The 16,406-nt window shown below is 44.4% G+C and carries 14 protein-coding genes; 13 read left to right on the plus strand and 1 reads right to left on the minus strand.

The window, feature by feature from the left end:
- Positions 1-403 precede the first annotated feature (403 nt).
- From A8F94_RS18955 to purB, 3 genes are all read left to right on the plus strand, one after another.
- Positions 404-1,099, plus strand: a complete 696-nt coding sequence (locus A8F94_RS18955) for a DUF421 domain-containing protein (protein WP_066204095.1) — start codon at positions 404-406, stop codon at positions 1,097-1,099.
- A 54-nt stretch (positions 1,100-1,153) separates the two neighbouring features.
- Positions 1,154-1,342, plus strand: a complete 189-nt coding sequence (locus A8F94_RS18960) for an NETI motif-containing protein (RefSeq protein ID WP_066204097.1) — start codon at positions 1,154-1,156, stop codon at positions 1,340-1,342.
- A gap of 163 nt (positions 1,343-1,505) precedes the next feature.
- Positions 1,506-2,798 carry an adenylosuccinate lyase gene (gene purB / locus A8F94_RS18965; RefSeq protein ID WP_066204100.1) on the plus strand — a complete coding sequence of 431 codons (1,293 nt, stop codon included), beginning with the start codon at positions 1,506-1,508 and terminating at the stop codon, positions 2,796-2,798.
- 94 nt (positions 2,799-2,892) lie between these two features.
- Here the strand turns inward: purB and A8F94_RS18970 are convergent, their stop codons facing one another.
- Complete coding sequence (locus A8F94_RS18970; RefSeq protein ID WP_066204102.1) at positions 2,893-3,174, minus strand: YgaP family membrane protein; 282 nt, start codon at positions 3,172-3,174, stop codon at positions 2,893-2,895.
- 149 nt (positions 3,175-3,323) lie between these two features.
- Between A8F94_RS18970 and A8F94_RS18975 the strand changes: the two genes are divergently transcribed.
- The 10 genes from A8F94_RS18975 to A8F94_RS19020 all read left to right on the plus strand — a co-directional run bounded on the left by A8F94_RS18975 (position 3,324) and on the right by A8F94_RS19020 (position 16,170).
- Positions 3,324-5,066: an adenine deaminase C-terminal domain-containing protein gene (locus A8F94_RS18975; RefSeq protein ID WP_066204104.1), complete on the plus strand. Its 1,743-nt coding sequence runs from the start codon at positions 3,324-3,326 to the stop codon at positions 5,064-5,066.
- A 62-nt stretch (positions 5,067-5,128) separates the two neighbouring features.
- Complete coding sequence (locus A8F94_RS18980; protein WP_066204106.1) at positions 5,129-6,166, plus strand: DUF3048 domain-containing protein; 1,038 nt, start codon at positions 5,129-5,131, stop codon at positions 6,164-6,166.
- Positions 6,167-6,208: 42 nt separating this feature from the next.
- A complete protein-coding gene (locus A8F94_RS18985) occupies positions 6,209-6,523 on the plus strand; it encodes a YerC/YecD family TrpR-related protein (protein ID WP_066204108.1) in 315 nt (104 codons plus the stop codon).
- 348 nt (positions 6,524-6,871) lie between these two features.
- Positions 6,872-7,564, plus strand: coding sequence for a heptaprenylglyceryl phosphate synthase (locus A8F94_RS18990; protein WP_066204110.1), 693 nt, complete (start codon positions 6,872-6,874; stop codon positions 7,562-7,564).
- A 65-nt stretch (positions 7,565-7,629) separates the two neighbouring features.
- On the plus strand, positions 7,630-9,885 hold the full coding sequence (gene pcrA / locus A8F94_RS18995; RefSeq protein WP_066204113.1) for a DNA helicase PcrA: 2,256 nt from the start codon (positions 7,630-7,632) through the stop codon (positions 9,883-9,885).
- Positions 9,886-9,923: 38 nt separating this feature from the next.
- Complete coding sequence (gene ligA / locus A8F94_RS19000) at positions 9,924-11,927, plus strand: NAD-dependent DNA ligase LigA (protein WP_066204114.1); 2,004 nt, start codon at positions 9,924-9,926, stop codon at positions 11,925-11,927.
- A gap of 14 nt (positions 11,928-11,941) precedes the next feature.
- A complete protein-coding gene (locus A8F94_RS19005; protein ID WP_066204116.1) occupies positions 11,942-13,111 on the plus strand; it encodes a CamS family sex pheromone protein in 1,170 nt (389 codons plus the stop codon).
- A 204-nt stretch (positions 13,112-13,315) separates the two neighbouring features.
- The gene (gene aceA, locus A8F94_RS19010; RefSeq protein ID WP_066204118.1) at positions 13,316-14,599 is read left to right on the plus strand and encodes an isocitrate lyase; all 1,284 of its coding nucleotides are present in this window, start codon (positions 13,316-13,318) and stop codon (positions 14,597-14,599) included.
- Between the two features lie 161 nt (positions 14,600-14,760).
- Complete coding sequence (locus A8F94_RS19015; RefSeq protein ID WP_066204119.1) at positions 14,761-15,204, plus strand: YueI family protein; 444 nt, start codon at positions 14,761-14,763, stop codon at positions 15,202-15,204.
- 144 nt (positions 15,205-15,348) lie between these two features.
- Entirely contained in the window at positions 15,349-16,170 is an 822-nt protein-coding gene (locus A8F94_RS19020) for a VanW family protein (protein WP_066204121.1), read from the plus strand.
- Positions 16,171-16,406: the final 236 nt, after the last annotated feature.

The following is a 16,406-nucleotide window of genomic DNA, read 5'->3' on the forward strand; positions in this document are numbered from 1 at the left end:
GGTAGTTGGGGTGCAAACCCCTGTGAGAGTAGGACGCTGCCGGGCAACAATGAAGGGCAACCCAATCTGGGTTGCCCTTTTTGTTTCGCGAAGATGTTTAAATTTGGTTGTATAGTGGCTTCAATATAATTCCTTTTTGCTTTGATACTTTAAAGAGACAGATACTAAGCCAATCCTTGAAGGGGTTAAAATTAAGTAATACTACAAATGACTGCCCTGCCTGACCGCATCTCTACTCCTTCCTGACCATGAAATTATAAATTCCCTTTTATCCATCTGGCCTGTTCCTCTAATCACACAAACTGCTTACTTTTATGAAAATCTCATCTTTTGTGCCAAAAGAAGGAATCTTAATCTTTTCTGGAAATGGGTAAATGGACAGAAAGAGATTGGGGGATGCCTTATGTTATACGCAACAATTGCATTAAAACTTGTAGTAGGATTTTTTGCCCTCGTGGCCATAACAAGAGTTCTAGGGAAGAAGGAAATGTCCCAAGTAACCCCATATGATTTTGTCTATGCGATTATTTTGGGTGGTATTATTGAAGAATCCATATATGATGATAAAGTATCCATATTTCACGTCCTATTTGGGGTTTTAGTATGGGGAATCGTTATATTCTCAGTAGAAAAACTCACAGAAAAATACGATAAAATACGCAAGCCTTTAAAGGGTACAGTATCTGTCCTGGTTAAGGATGGAGAAATTGACCATAAAGAAATGAGAAAAAACTCTCTTGAAATGGAACAGCTTCGCTCCATGCTTCGTACTCAAGGGTTATTTTCATTAAAAGAAGTAAAATATGTCTTTATGGAGACTGGCGGACAAATTAGTGTGATGAAGCATGCGAACGCAGACCCAGTTACACCTGAAACGCTAAACGTTGATGCAAAGGACGATCATCCGTCCTTAATGCTCGTAGATGAGGGAAAGATTAATGAAGATGCTTTAAGAACGGCCGGAAAGGATGAGAACTGGCTTCTGGAAGAATTAAGTAAAGAAGGCCATAATGATATTAGTAAAATTTATTATGCTGAATGGTCTGAGCAGCAAGGCTTTTATATTAAAGAATTTGAATTTGAAAAAGACAGCGAGTGAGGTACACATCACTGGGAACAATAGTATGTAAGATGAATGAAAGGGAAGGGCTCTATGGGGAAAAAGCAAATGTTTGAAGTGCTTGAAAATGAAAGCATTGATGAATGTCTCAACCGGATGAAAGCACAAGGGTTTCGTCCAGTAAGGAGAATTGAAAAGCCCATTTTCAAAGAAGAAGGTTCGGATATCGTTCCGGCTGGCCGACAAATTGTATTTGAAGGTAAGCCCTTGGATAACGAGTAGATTAATCCGGAGGATACCCCTAAAAGGCGAACGTTTAAATATCATTTTTTTTAATTGTTCGCTTATTCGTTTGACTAGCATCAGTATGGTTGTTAAGATGGAGATGGATTATTGCTGAGAGGTTTTCTTGGCATCATACTTATTGAAAAACGGGGGAGAAGGAATGATAGACCGTTATACCAGACCTGAAATGGGTAAAGTTTGGAATGAACAAAACAGATTTGGCGCATGGCTTGAAGTTGAAATTTTGGCATGCGAAGCTTGGGCTGAACTAGGTGAGATTCCCCATGAAGATGTACGTAAAATCCGCAAAAACGCTGGATTTGACGTAAACCGGATAAAGGAAATCGAAGAGGAAACTCGTCATGACGTTGTCGCTTTTACAAGAGCTGTTTCGGAAACACTAGGTGATGAGCGAAAATGGGTTCATTATGGCCTCACCTCTACGGATGTTGTTGACACAGCTCTATCTTATCTTCTTAAACAGGCAAATGAAATTATCAGGGAGGATCTCAAGAGGTTTATCATCATTTTGAAGGAAAAGGCCCAGGAGCATAAATACACTGTCATGATGGGCAGGACGCATGGGGTTCACGCTGAACCTACCACGTTTGGGCTCAAGCTAGCATTGTGGCATGAGGAAATGAAGCGTAACCTGGAAAGATTTAATGAGGCAGCAAAAGGTGTGGAAGCCGGAAAGATTTCGGGTGCTGTTGGTACGTATGCCAATATTGATCCCTTTGTGGAGAAATATGTTTGCGAAAAGCTAGGTCTTGAACCAGCCCCGATTTCAACGCAGACCCTTCAGCGGGATCGACATGCCCATTATGTTTCCGTATTGGCTTTGATTGCTACTTCTATTGAAAAATTCGCTGTGGAAATCCGCGGACTTCAAAAAAGTGAAACGCGGGAAGTAGAGGAATTTTTTGCAAAAGGCCAAAAAGGGTCATCGGCAATGCCGCATAAACGCAATCCGATTGGTTCAGAAAATATGGCTGGCTTGTCACGAGTGGTTCGCGGCCATATGCTGACGGCCTATGAAAATGTACCGCTCTGGCATGAAAGGGATATTTCCCATTCTTCCGCTGAAAGGATTATCCTTCCTGATGCGACAATTCTCCTAAATTACATGTTAAACCGATTTGCGAACATAGTGAAGAACCTGACTGTCTATCCGGAGAACATGAAGAGGAATATGGGGAAGACACTTGGGCTGATTTACTCTCAAAGGGTTCTGCTTGCACTTATCGATAAGGGGCTTTCCCGTGAGAAGGCATACGATACAGTCCAGCCGAGGGCAATGGAGGCGTGGGAAAAGCAAGTTCCATTCCGAAGCTTGTTGGAAGAAGATGAAACGATTACATCATTTTTAACAAAAGGAGATTTGGATAACTGTTTCGATTACAACTACCATCTTCAGCATGTTGATACAATCTTCAATAGGCTTGGCTTATAGCCGAAAAAGGAGCATCCACTACCGAGTGGATGCTCCTTCTCTTCTGTATTTTAAAGTGGAATGTTTGTCCTCATAGGAAGACGCGTCCCGATTGTTATTTTTGGAATTCTCCCCCCTGTTTCCCGGTTCCTTCTTTTTCTTGGCTTTGGCCGCTGCCCTCTTTCTGTTTATCCCCGCTTCTTTGAATGATATCTGTAATCGGGCAATACCTTACAATTCCCTCAGCAACTTTCATGGCTGATAGGAAGGCAAGGATAAGATAGGAGTCGCGCCACGGTTTTTTGACCATTTTGGACGTGCACCAGGAGAGGATAGTCAACCCTGCAGTAATTCGGATTAAAGCATTAACGATGCCAATGTTTTGTTTTACCTTCACTTTGTTCACTCCCTCACAATTTTGTTATTTAATACTTTTAAACACTACTGTACGAAAGAAAATTATGTGTTATTATTAAATGAAAGGGCTTTCTTTTTATTGAAATTTCAGAAAGAATATAGATATGACCTACTCAAGGGGGCGGGAATATGCTTGAACATCGCTATCGCTGGAAAAATAAGCAGCTGCGTGAACATGTTGAAGTGTTGGATGGCAAACGTGCCCCAACTATGGTATTACAAAATGCAACCTATCTAAACCAGGCGTTTAATAAATGGCTAACAGCTAATATCTGGATATACGATGACAGGATTGTCTATGTGGGGAATAAAATGCCGGCCAATCTTGTGAATTGCAGCACAATGGATTGTTCCGGCCGCTATCTTGTCCCTGGTTATATTGAGCCGCACGCCCACCCATTCCAGTTATATAATCCCCACTCGTTTGCGGCCTATGCATCACATCGGGGAACAACGACGATCATGAACGACAATCTTTCGCTCATTCTTCATTTGGATAAAAAACAGTCATTTTCATTAATGAAGGATATGCGCAGCCTGCCAGCGAGTATTTTTTGGTGGTGCCGATTCGATTCACAAACAGAAATCCGCAATGAGCAGGAGGTTTTTTCCCATGGGGCAATCAAGTCCTGGCTCGAGCATGACGCAGTCCTTCAAGGCGGGGAGTTAACAGGCTGGCCGAAGCTGTTGGCCGGAGATGACATGATGCTTCACTGGATTCAGGAAGCGAAGCGGATGCGGAAGCAAATTGAAGGGCATTTTCCTGGAGCGTCTGAAAAGACATTGGCGAAAATGATGCTGCTTGGCGCAGATTGTGACCATGAAGCGATGACAGGCGAGGAAGTATACGACCGGCTCCTTCAAGGCTACACTGTGTCCTTGAGGCACTCCTCAATCAGGCCGGATCTTCCTATGCTATTGGACGAAATGAAAGACTTGGGCATAGATGCCTATGACCGGTTAATTTTTACAACAGACGGCTCATCTTCACGGTTTCATCGGGATGGGGTCATTGACATGATGATTAAGATTGCCATCGAAAAAGGTATCCCTCCTATTGATGCCTATAATATGGCAACCATTAACCCGGCTAGGTATTACAATATTGGCCATATCCATGGAAATATTGGGACCGGGAGAGTCGCCAATATCAATTTCCTTGAAAGTATTGAAGAACCTTGTCCGGTATCGGTTCTCGCTAAAGGAAAATGGGTGAAAAAGGACGGGGAGGTTGTAGATTATTTCCCTGAACTGGATTGGGAAGGTTATGGCTTAACTTCTCTTGATCTGAATTGGGAATTATCAATGGATGATCTGCAATTCTCCATGCCATTCGGTATTAAGTTGGAAAATGCTGTTATTACTAAGCCTTACTCGATTAGTCTTGAGGTTTCGAGAGATACGCTTTCCGATAATCACGATGAATGTTTTTTTATGCTTATAGACCGGAACGGAAAGTGGCGAATAAATACAATCCTTAAAGGATTTGCAAATAAGCTCCAAGGTATGGCAAGTTCCTACTCTAATACAGGTGATATTTTGTTAATTGGGAAAAGCAAGGCCGATCTCCTTCACGCATTCAGGAGAATGAAGGAAATCGGCGGAGGAATTGTTGTTGCTGAAGGCGGGGAGACCATTTGCGAATTGCCTTTGGAACTTGGCGGGTTAATGACTAAACTGCCACTTGAAAAGTTAATTGAAAAAGAACAGATCCTTCATGATGTTTTAAAGGAGAGAGGTTATTCGTTTGGGGACCCTGTTTACAGTCTGCTATTCTTTTCGTCAACACATCTTCCCTATGTAAGGATTACACAGCAGGGGATCTATGATGTGATGAATAAAAATATACTCTTTCCGTCAATAATGCGTTAAAATGATAAAGTAAAGAGAAACTAGTTGCGATAGAGAGACAGACAAAAATTTGAGGTGTGGAAATGAGAAAATGGGCTGTGGCATTAGTGGCATGTTTGCTGCTCTTATCAGCATGCAGCAAGGACGCACCCCAGACTGCGGAGGAAGGTAAAAGAAAGGCTGTTGCTTCTGAAAAGCAAGGAAAGGTTCTCCCTTATACATTTCCGTTAACAGGCATTGGGTCAGAAACGCCTGCCGATAGCAGAGCGTTTGCTGTCATGATTAACAATTTTCCAAAAGCAAGGCCTCAGTCCGGGCTCCACAAGGCAGATATTGTGTATGAAATGCTTGCTGAAGGGGAAATCACCCGCTTCCTTGCAGTCTTTCAAAGTGAAAAGCCTGAAAATATAGGACCGGTTAGAAGCGCTCGGGATTATTATCTTCATCTTGCTAAAGGTATGGACAGTATTTTTATCGCCCACGGCTACAGCGAAGAAGCAAAACAGATGATTAGCAGCGGTTTCATTGATAATATTAATGGAATTTCCTATGATGGTACATTGTTTAAGCGAGCGAATTTTAGGGTTGCTCCCCATAATTCGTACATCACATATGAGAATATGATAAAGGGATCCAACAAGCTCGGGTTTGACCTTACTAAGCCACCAAAGCCATTTGCGTTTTTGAATGAAAACGAAGTGAAGGGCCTGCCGGGCCAGGAAGCCCTATATGCGAGCGTTGCCTATTTTTCAAATGATATTTACACCTCAATTTATGAATACGATTCTGCACTTGAAAAATACACGCGATATAGCAATGGCGAACTTACGATTGACATGGATACTAAACAGCCTGTCCTCCTGGACAATGTTTTTATAGCAGAAATGAACCATACTCCAGCGGGAGAGGGAGGCTTGCGTGATATTGATTTGGTGAGCGGAGGCAAAGGCCTTCTTTTGCAAAAAGGAAAAGCCATCGAGGTTGAGTGGAGGAACAGCGATGGAAGAATTCTGCCTTATTTGAACGGAGCTGAGGCAGGGTTTGTACCGGGCAAAACATGGGTCAATATTATTCCAAACAATCCGGGCATTGCAGGAAGCGTATCGTTCGAAGCAAACTAGGAACAAGAATAATAAATTATGTCTCAAAAAGGGGTAATATACATGCAAATTAATAAACTAAGAGGAAAAGAACTTGACCAGCTGTTTAATGCAATCCTATCCCTGGAAGATCTAGAGGAATGCTATCGGTTTTTCGATGATTTATGCACTGTGAATGAAATCCAATCACTTGCCCAGCGGCTTGAAGTGGCAAGGATGCTTCGTGAAGGCAAGACATACCATAAGATTGAAGGCGAAACCGGCGCCAGTACGGCGACTATTTCAAGGGTGAAGCGCTGCTTGAATTATGGGAACGATGCGTATGAAATGGTGCTTGAACGGGTGAAGGAACCAACAGGGGCAGGAGCAGAAGAATAAAGGGAATGATGGCCGGTGCGGAAAAGCTCCGGTTTTTCTGTTTTTGAGAATATTTAGCTCTCGCGACAGTGCATAAATTTTTATAGAGTATGTATACGTCTAGCTCCAGCGCCTATCGCCTAGCAAACTTCAGGCCTCCTCCCTACGATAAGTCATCATCGAATCGCTATGGCTCTTCGTGATTCCTTTATCTCAGTCGAAGTCCCTCCAGTTTGTACGGCGATGACCAAGGCGCTTCCGCTTTTGTATGCTGGTTATCATTTCTAAATCTGTTTTCCCTGTTTTGTTTTTTTATCGTTTTACCAGATGATATAATGGACTAATGAGTAGTGAATGGAGGATTCATGAATGTACGATTACCGCGAATGGCGCCATGTATTCAAGCTAGACCCGGCCAAGGAACTGTCTGATGCGGACCTAGAATTAATATGTGAATCAGGGACGGATGCTGTCATGATTGGCGGGTCTGACGGAGTCACCCTTGAAAAGGTGCTTGACTTGATGGCAAGAGTTCGCCGCTATACAGTGCCATGTGTCCTCGAGATTTCGAATCTTGAGGCTGTTTCACCAGGCTTTGATCTTTATTTTGTTCCGTCAGTCCTGAATAGCCGTGACCCAAAGTGGATCAATGGCCTTCACTTTGAGGCGGTTCGGGAATTCGGGCACATGATTGATTGGGACGAATTCGCCATGGAAGCGTATATTATACTAAATGAGGACTGCAAGGCTGCAAAACTGACAGAGGCCACTTCAAATCTTTCAACTGAAGATGTACAAGCCTATGCGATGATGGCCGAAAAAATGTTTGGCATGCCGATTGTCTATCTTGAATATAGCGGGGCCTATGGTGACCCGGAGCTCGTATCTGCTGCCAAAACAACCCTGGAGAATTCGATCCTTTTTTACGGCGGAGGAATCCGTACAAAGGAGCAGGCCGAAGAAATGGCCAATCATGCAGATGTGATTGTCGTTGGCAATATCCTATATGAAAACTTGAAACAAGCACTTGAAACAGTTAGTGCAGTTCGTTCTGGAAAATAAGTGCACTTTGTTCATGTATAGATTAAAATGAAATAAGAACATATGTTTGTTATGGTGGTGGAGAGATGCAATATCTTAAAGATAAACTGCTTGGCGGGCTTAACCCCCAGCAGCAAGAAGCTGTTAAGGCAACAGATGGCCCTCTGTTAATTATGGCGGGGGCGGGAAGTGGAAAAACCCGGGTGCTGACACACCGAATCGGGTATCTCATGCTGGAAAAAGCGGTTAATCCCTATAACATTCTGGCAATCACGTTTACGAATAAAGCTGCCCGTGAGATGAAGGAACGTATTTCAAGAATGATGGGTGGTGTAGCCGAGGAAATCTGGATTTCCACATTCCACTCGATGTGCGTGCGGATTCTGCGGCGCGATATAGACAGAATCGGTTTTAACCGGAACTTTACCATACTCGATACGACTGACCAGCAATCGGTCATCAAGGGTATCCTGAAGGAGCAAAATCTTGATCCGAAAAAATTTGATCCCCGCGCGATCCTCGGTTCAATTTCTTCAGCAAAAAACGAATTGACAGGCCCCGAGGAATATGAAAGTCTGGCCGGCGATTACTTCCAGAGGCAGGTTGCCAAAGTATATCAGGAATACCAAAAGAAACTGCGCAAGAACCAGGCGTTGGATTTTGACGACTTGATTATGATGACGATCAAGCTGTTTGACCAGGTCCCGGAAGTTCTCGAAAGGTATCAGCGCAAATTCCAGTACATCCATGTTGACGAGTACCAGGATACAAACCGGGCCCAGTATACGCTTGTTAAGAAGCTTTCGGCACGATTCAAGAATTTATGCGTTGTTGGTGATTCCGATCAGTCCATTTATAAATGGCGCGGTGCCGACATCGCCAACATCCTTTCGTTTGAAAAAGACTATCCGAATGCAAGAGTGATTTTGCTGGAACAAAATTACCGCTCGACAAAACGAATTCTTCTTGCGGCAAATGAAGTGATTGCAAAGAATTTAAATCGTAAACCGAAAAATTTATGGACAGAGAACCCAGAAGGCAATAAGCTCGTCTATTACAGAGCGGACAGCGAGCAAGGCGAAGCCCAATTTGTAGCAGGGAAGATAAAAGAGTTAATTGATTCAGGAGAGTATAGTGCTTCCGATATCGCGATTTTATACCGCACCAATGCACAATCGCGTGTAATGGAGGAAGTATTGCTGAAATCGATTATTGATTACCACATCGTTGGCGGCACCAAGTTCTATGATCGCAAGGAAATCAAGGATATTCTAGCTTACTTAAGACTCATTTCCAATCCTGATGACGATATAAGCCTTCTTCGGGTAATCAATGTCCCAAAACGCTCCCTTGGAGCTACTTCAGTAGACAAAATAATAGATTTTGCTGCCCTGCATGATTTGACACTATACCAGGCGCTCGAGTCTGTCGAACTGATTGGGCTTAGTCCAAGGGCGGTAAAAGCAGCAGCAGAATTCCGTGATTTGATAGGCAATTATAACCGGATGCAGGAATTCCTGTCCGTTACTGAAATCGTCGAGGACCTGCTTGATAAATCAGGATACAGGGAGATGCTTCGCGCCGAAAAATCAATTGAAGCTCAGAGCAGGCTTGAAAACCTGGAAGAATTGCTGTCTGTAACGAAAAATTTTGAGGAAACGAGTGAGGACAAGAGCCTGGTGTCATTTCTGACAGATTTGGCGCTTGTGGCTGATATCGACTCGATGGAAGAAGGACAGGAAAAGTCCGAAAAAGTAACGTTAATGACTCTTCACTCGGCGAAAGGCCTTGAGTTTCCGGTTGTTTTCTTAATCGGGCTTGAAGAAGGCGTGTTCCCGCACAGCCGCTCACTGATGGATGAAGGGGAAATGGAAGAAGAGCGCAGGCTTGCCTATGTTGGGATTACAAGGGCAGAAAAAATCCTGTTTATGACGAACGCCCAGATGAGGACGCTATTTGGCCGGACGAACATGAACCCTTCTTCCAGGTTTATAAAAGAAATTCCATCTGACCTGATTGATGAGGTAGAACCAGCTGAGCGGCAATATGGTTCGAGCCCTTTTGGGGGCAATAGAGCAGGTTTCGCCGGCGGCTGGCAGCCAGCCCGCCAAAATCAGCCAGCTCAGCCTGTTATTAGGAAGCCGGTAGCACGGCCTCAAGCAACCGGCGGCGAAGGAGTTGCCTGGCGTGCCGGAGACAAGGCAGAGCATGGCAAATGGGGAATCGGCACTGTTGTCGGCGTAAAAGGAGAAGGCGATGGAATGGAACTTGATATTGCCTTCCCAAGCCCGGTTGGAATTAAACGCTTATTGGCTAAATTCGCTCCAATTAAGAAAGTATAACGATGAATAACGCCATTTGTGGAAAGAGGGATTGTTGAATGGATTTGCAAGCAGCCGAATCGAAAATAAGGGAACTTCAGACCCTGCTGCACCAATATGGATATGAATATTATGTTCTGGACAAACCATCGGTTCCGGATGCCGAATTTGACAGACTGCTCCGGGAATTGATTGAGCTTGAAGAGGCGTATCCCCAATTTAAAACGCCCGACTCCCCGACTGTCCGGGTAGGCGGCGCTGTTCTTGATATGTTTGAAAAGGTCCGCCATACGAGTCCAATGCTAAGCCTTGCAAATGCATTCAACGAAGCAGACCTTCGTGATTTTGACAGAAAGGTCCGTCAGGTTGCAGGGAACAATTTTTCATACGTATGTGAGTTGAAGATCGATGGGCTGGCTGTATCACTAAGATATGAGGAAGGCCGCTTCGTGCAAGGGGCAACCAGGGGCGACGGTACGACGGGTGAGGATATTACAGAAAATCTCCGGACAATCAGGTCGATTCCGCTTAGGCTAAGGGAGCCTGTCTCATTAGAAGTGCGCGGTGAGGCCTATATGCCAAAGCGTTCTTTTGAAAAATTGAATGAACTTAAGGCGGAGCGTGGCGAAGAACCATTCGCGAATCCAAGGAACGCGGCAGCTGGCTCTCTCCGCCAGCTTGACACAAGCATAGCGGCATCGAGAAATCTTGATATTTTCCTGTATTCGCTCGCGGATGCACAGGCTCTCGGTATTGAATCGCATAGCGAATCCCTTGATTATATTGAAAAAATTGGATTTAAGACAAATAAGGAAAGACGCAAATGTGAAACCATAGAAGAGGTTCTTGAATATATCAATGCATGGGGTGAAGAACGGCCGAACCTTGATTATGACATCGACGGTATCGTCATTAAGGTTGATTCATATGACCACCAGGAGGAACTCGGATATACAGCAAAAAGCCCGCGCTGGGCAATTGCTTATAAATTCCCTGCTGAGGAAGTTGTCACAACCCTTCTCGATATTGAGCTGAGCGTTGGGCGAACCGGGGTTATTACACCGACTGCAATTCTCGAACCAGTCCGTGTCGCCGGAACCACAGTCGGGCGAGCTTCCTTGCATAACGAAGATTTGATTCGCGAAAAGGATGTAAAGATTGGCGACAAGGTTGTTGTCAAAAAGGCAGGCGATATTATCCCAGAGGTTGTCAATGTCCTTCCTGAACAAAGGACTGGCAGTGAGAAGGACTTTTTTATGCCTACCCATTGTCCCGAGTGCGAAAATGAGTTGATCAGGATTGAGGGGGAAGTAGCGCTGCGCTGCTTGAACCCAAAATGCCCCGCGCAGATCAGGGAAGGGTTAATTCACTTTGTTTCCCGAAATGCAATGAATATAGAAGGACTTGGCGAGAAGGTCATTTCACAATTATTTTCCCATAAATTGATTGAAGATGTCGCCGATATTTATAAACTGGACCGAGAGCAGTTATTGGCACTTGAAAGAATGGGTGAAAAAAGTGTCAACAACCTCCTGAACGCAATTGAAGCTTCCAAGGACAATTCGCTTGAGCGGCTTTTGTTTGGGCTGGGCATCCGCCATGTCGGTGAAAAGGCTGCGAAAACGCTGGCCCAGGAGTTCGAAGCAATGGACAAGCTTGCTGCTGCGACGGAGGAGGAACTGACGGCCATTAATGAAATCGGTGAAAAAATGGCCAGCTCAATTGCAGCATTTTTCGCTGAGGATGAGGTTAAAGACCTGATTAGCGAATTGAGGGAAATCGGCGTTAATATGGAGTATAAGGGTCCGCGAAAATCCTTAGTGGCGGCTGACTCTTTATTTGCCGGCAAGACGGTTGTGCTGACCGGGAAGCTGGAAAGACTGACGAGAAACGAAGCGAAGGAAAAGCTTGAGGCACTGGGGGCAAATGTGGCCGGAAGTGTCAGCAAGAAGACAGATCTTCTTGTCGCCGGAGCGGATGCTGGCTCAAAGCTTACGAAGGCACAGGAACTAGGGATAGAAATATGGGACGAAGAGAGGCTGCTTGAGGAAATCGAACAGTAAGAGGTGCAGGAAACGTGAGAAAGCTATCAATCGCGCTTATATCCCTGGCACTCCTGCTCGGGGCTTGTGCCCCTAACTTTGAACGGCAGGAGCAAGTTGTAGACAATACAAATAAATCCAAGGAAAAGGCGATTATCCCAAAATATCAGATATCGGACAAATTCTATAGGACCTTGCTTCCCTTTGAACCAAGTGAAGCAAGAGGCTTGACGGTTAATAATTTGAACACGCGCTACGACATCAATGAATTTGAAATGGGCCTGATGCGAATCGCTCAAAATACCTTTGACCCAGATACGTATGTTTTCCGGGAAGGGCAACACTTGAAGAAAAGAACCGTTCAGGCCTGGCTTCAGCGAAAATATACGAAAAAGCAGCTAGAGGAACGGAAGCTGAAAGAAGAGCAAAATCTTGGGCTGAATCCAATCGACCCGGGGACGGGATCAATCGAAGATCGAAATGAAAGAGCTCCTATTTACTTGGCGCATATCCTTGAACACAATTATTTGATCAAGGGTGAAGATGATAAAATGAAGCTTGCCGGTGTAACGATCGGGCTTGCCCTTAATTCGGTTCATTATTACCAAAAAGAACAATATGGTGATGTTTTTGAGGTAGATATTAAGAAGGCCGATATGGAGCGGGAAGGCAAGAAAATCGCCCAGGAAGTGCTGAAAAGGCTTCGGGACATGAACCAGCTTAAGAACATCCCAATTACCATTGCCCTTTTTGAACAGGCAAGCAGCAGTTCAGTTGTCCCGGGCAATTTTATCGCTTATACAACTGTCAAACAGGGAGATACAATTGGCAGTTGGGAGGCGGTAGACGAGAAATATTATCTCTTCCCAACAGATGATGAAGCAAAGAAGCTGCACCGTGAAGATGTTGTTGCCTTTGAAAACTTTAAAATGGACGTGGAAGAGTACTTTCCTAATTACAATGGCGTCGTCGGCAAGGCCCATTATCTCGAAGGCCAGCTGCAGGAATTGAGCATCACGATCCCGATTCAATTTTACGGGAAAGCAGAGGGAATTGGCTTTACCCAGTATGTAACAGGACTTGTGATGGAACATTTTCCTGAATACATTTCTGTGTCTGTTGATATCAATTCGGTAAATGGACCCGAGGCGTTGATTGTAAGAAAGGCAGACCAAAAGGAGCCTTTTGTCCATATTTATGAATAAGCATGTTCGTATCCAGGCGTTTAACGGCCTGGATATTTTTTATGGAAAAGAATTATAGTAGTCCGCGTTTTGAGTCTTATTTCCTATTTTTTAAAAAATGGAAAAAAACCACTCTTAACAGTTTCCTTTTATAAAACGCTGTTATATAATACTATTAGTTTTATAAATTTGTATTATAACAGTATTGAACAGGAGGAAATAGGGATGAGTGATTTGCGTGTAAAGCAATTGGAGGAAAGCTGGCAGCTGGACAGCCGCTGGAATGGAGTCGAAAGAACTTACACTGCACAGGATGTTGTCAAGCTGCGGGGGTCACTTGACGTTGAACATACACTTGCAAGAAGGGGTGCTGAAAAGCTTTGGAACCTTCTTCGAGAGGAAGAGTATATTAATGCTTTAGGAGCTTTGACTGGTAATCAAGCGATTCAGCAGGTCAAAGCAGGCCTTAAGGCAATTTACTTAAGCGGCTGGCAGGTAGCGGCTGACGCAAACCTGTCGGGGCATATGTATCCGGACCAGAGCCTTTACCCTGCCAACAGCGTGCCAAGCGTCGTCAAACGCATCAATCAGGCGCTTCAACGGGCTGACCAGATACATTTTAGTGAAGGAGACACATCAATTGATTGGTTTGTACCGATTGTCGCTGACGCTGAAGCGGGTTTTGGCGGCCAGCTGAATGTATTCGAACTGATGAAGGGCATGATTGAAGCAGGTGCGGCAGGCGTCCACTTTGAAGACCAGCTTTCTTCTGAAAAAAAATGTGGCCATTTGGGTGGCAAAGTTCTTCTCCCAACCCAGACTGCAGTCAAGAACCTGATTGCTGCCAGGCTTGCCGCAGATGTAATGGGTGTACCAACTGTTATCGTAGCGCGCACTGATGCCAATGCGGCTGATTTAATTACAAGCGACATCGATCCATATGATCATGAATTCCTGACTGGTGAACGGACACCTGAGGGATTTTTCAAAACAAAGGCAGGCCTTGACCAGGCGATTGCACGTGGGCTTGCTTATGCACCTTATGCAGACCTCGTCTGGTGTGAAACATCCGAGCCGGATCTTGAGGAAGCGAGGCGTTTTGCTGAAGCGATTCATGAAAAATATCCTGGCAAGCTGCTCGCCTATAACTGCTCTCCGTCCTTTAACTGGAAAAAAAAGCTCGACCAGGAGACAATTGAAAAGTTCCAGGTTGAGCTTGGAAAGATGGGTTACAAGTTCCAATTCGTGACGTTAGCCGGCTTCCACGCCCTCAACCACAGCATGTTCGAGCTAGCACGCGGGTACAAGGATCGCGGAATGGCAGCCTATTCTGATCTGCAGCAGGCTGAGTTTGCTAGCGAACAATATGGCTATACAGCGACAAGGCATCAGCGTGAAGTGGGGACTGGATACTTCGATGAGGTTGCAATGGTGATTTCGGGAGGAACATCTTCAACTGTTGCACTTAAGGGTTCCACAGAAGCGGAACAATTTACGGTAATAAAATAAAGCATAGGCGGCCCCTGATGGCGGGGGCTGCTTTTTTCATAGAAATTCGGGGAATGAACCGCAAAGCTAGCCGAAGTTGAGTTTTTTTACTAAGATGAAGTGGTTGCACCGTTTTTAGGGAACAATCATACATAGGTAGAAAAAGGAGACGGGGTGAAGCAGTGGGAAAGCCAACGGTGGAGGATGTATTGCAGCAAGGAATACATGGGCAAAAGCAGCTGAAGCCCGAGGAAAGGCGCAAATTTCTCGGAACGATAAGGGAGCGCGTCCTTATTGCGCTCAAAAAAGGCCAGGTTCTTGAGAAAGGAATATATCCACAAGTCGAACAGTTAATGAAAGAGCACCACGATTCTCATTTATACATGAACGGTACTCTCTCTTATGAGGATTTTTCCAAATATCTTAAAATCGCAAGGGAAAACAATATTGACTATACAATTGTAACCAATAAAGAGTACGATACGCACCTTGGCCTAGTTTTGGCCTGCCCCTATGCGGTTGATAAAGAAGAAATCTATGTTAAAGCCAAAGTCCTGCCGGAAGAAGCTCAGCCTGCAGCGAAAAAGGGACTCCTGGGAAAATTATTTGGCTGGATACGGAAATAATTGTGAACCCTGCAATGGGTTCTTTTCATTTGTATAGCCATTTTTGCAGGATTTGGCAAAAATTGCTCAGAAACCCCCCTTTTCTTTTTAGATAAAAGAGATTAGTATATGGTTTAAAAGATTCAAAGAAAAGGGGCCAAATCCATGAACATGGCGGAATTACGGCCAAAAGAGCGTTCTGAGTTAAGAATCAAGCTTGGTAAGACTTTTTATACATGGAAACGATATTTTGAGTGGTTGATAGACGGAAATAACTATGCAAACGAACGAGACAGGGTTCTTCTGCCTCATTCGGCCTTCGGGCATCAAACGCCTTTGATAAGAAAGCTCCAGGGTGTTGATATAAGTTACCAGCAAAATAAAATTACGAACCTCAAGCTTGCAGTAGAGAAGATAAACGGCATTATTATTAAGCCGGGTGAGACATTTTCCTATTGGAAACTGATTGGCAGCCCCACAAAAAGAAAGGGCTATGTGGACGGAATGGTCCTTCATTATGGCCGCTTCATGAAGGGTATCGGGGGCGGGCTCTGCCAGCTTTCTAATTTGATCTACTGGATGACGCTCCATACGCCTCTCACGGTGACGGAACGGCATCGCCATAGTTTCGATGTATTTCCTGACTCTAACCGGACACAGCCCTTTGGAAGCGGAGCAACCTGTTCCTATAATTATCTTGATTTGCGGATCAAAAATGAAACAGATGTGCCTTACCAGCTTCATGTCCGCCTAACCGATACACACTTGGTCGGAGAATGGCGATGCGAGGAACCACAGCTTTATGTGTATCATATTTTTGAAAAAGACCATAGCATCCTACCTGCGTATTGGGGTGGTTATATAAGGCATAATGAGCTTTGGCGAAAAGCATACAACCGTCAGCATAAGCTTGTCAGCGAAGAGTTTATTACCGAAAACAATGCGATCATGATGTATGAACCACTGCTTGAGCAGAAGGTGAAGTAAAGGGTGCCCGCCAATGTTTATGGTGGGTACCCTTCTTCATTAATTGGCCCTTCAAATCTTGTGCATAAGAGGGAGATTAATCTGATAAAGGATCCTAAATAGATTAATCTTAAGAACGTGCAAGCAGATTAATCTAATAGGGGGTTCAAAAAAATTAATACAGGAGATTACTCTAGTAGACCCCAATTGCCAAACCGTCTAAGGAAAGTGGCGGCTGTTTCTTAACTATATTAGCT

This window comes from Bacillus sp. FJAT-27225 (assembly GCF_001685025.1).
Lineage (GTDB): Bacteria > Bacillota > Bacilli > Bacillales > Cytobacillaceae > Bacillus_D.

What these genes read in the sequence shown, in the direction of transcription:
- ligA (WP_066204114.1), top strand. Translation starts at nt 9,924, where the DNA reads ATGGATTTGCAAGCAGCCGAATCGAAAATAAGGGAACTTCAGACCCTG.
- A8F94_RS19020 (WP_066204121.1), top strand. Translation starts at nt 15,349, where the DNA reads ATGAACATGGCGGAATTACGGCCAAAAGAGCGTTCTGAGTTAAGAATC.
- pcrA (WP_066204113.1), top strand. Translation starts at nt 7,630, where the DNA reads ATGCAATATCTTAAAGATAAACTGCTTGGCGGGCTTAACCCCCAGCAG.
- A8F94_RS18960 (WP_066204097.1), top strand. Translation starts at nt 1,154, where the DNA reads ATGGGGAAAAAGCAAATGTTTGAAGTGCTTGAAAATGAAAGCATTGAT.
- A8F94_RS18955 (WP_066204095.1), top strand. Translation starts at nt 404, where the DNA reads ATGTTATACGCAACAATTGCATTAAAACTTGTAGTAGGATTTTTTGCC.
- aceA (WP_066204118.1), top strand. Translation starts at nt 13,316, where the DNA reads ATGAGTGATTTGCGTGTAAAGCAATTGGAGGAAAGCTGGCAGCTGGAC.
- A8F94_RS18990 (WP_066204110.1), top strand. Translation starts at nt 6,872, where the DNA reads ATGTACGATTACCGCGAATGGCGCCATGTATTCAAGCTAGACCCGGCC.
- A8F94_RS18985 (WP_066204108.1), top strand. Translation starts at nt 6,209, where the DNA reads ATGCAAATTAATAAACTAAGAGGAAAAGAACTTGACCAGCTGTTTAAT.
- purB (WP_066204100.1), top strand. Translation starts at nt 1,506, where the DNA reads ATGATAGACCGTTATACCAGACCTGAAATGGGTAAAGTTTGGAATGAA.
- A8F94_RS18975 (WP_066204104.1), top strand. Translation starts at nt 3,324, where the DNA reads ATGCTTGAACATCGCTATCGCTGGAAAAATAAGCAGCTGCGTGAACAT.
- A8F94_RS18980 (WP_066204106.1), top strand. Translation starts at nt 5,129, where the DNA reads ATGAGAAAATGGGCTGTGGCATTAGTGGCATGTTTGCTGCTCTTATCA.